At 73.4% G+C, this 418-nt stretch carries 1 protein-coding gene; it reads left to right on the top strand.

Annotated features, from left to right (window positions below; translation table 11 throughout):
* The coding region (locus AC1DMY_RS21020; protein ID WP_477166779.1) for an HAD family hydrolase at nucleotides 1-418 on the top strand (418 nt) is incomplete at both ends.

The following is a 418-nucleotide window of genomic DNA, read 5'->3' on the forward strand; positions in this document are numbered from 1 at the left end:
GGGCAGGGCGTGCGCGGCAGCGTGGCGGGTGTGACGTACTTCCTCGGCAACCATCGCCTGATCCACGACCTCGGCGCGTGCTCGCCGGCGCTGGAGGCCCGGCTGGAGGCGATCGAGCGGCAGGGCAAGACGCTCGTCCTGCTGGCGTCCGCCGGCGCGGATGGGGCGAACCCGCGCGCGCTGGCGCTGTTCGGCGTGGCGGATACGGTGCGCGACACCAGCCGGCAGGCTATCGAGGCACTCCACGCGCTAGGCGTGAAGACGCTGATGCTGTCCGGCGACAACCCGCACACGGTGCAGGCGATTGGCGCGGCAGTGGGGATCGACGAGGTGCGCGGCAATCAGCTGCCGCAGGACAAGGCGGACGCCATCGCGGCGCTGGCCGGGCAGGCGCACACGCACGGCGGCGGCGTGGGCA

Source organism: Dyella sp. 01L423 (assembly GCF_056399945.1).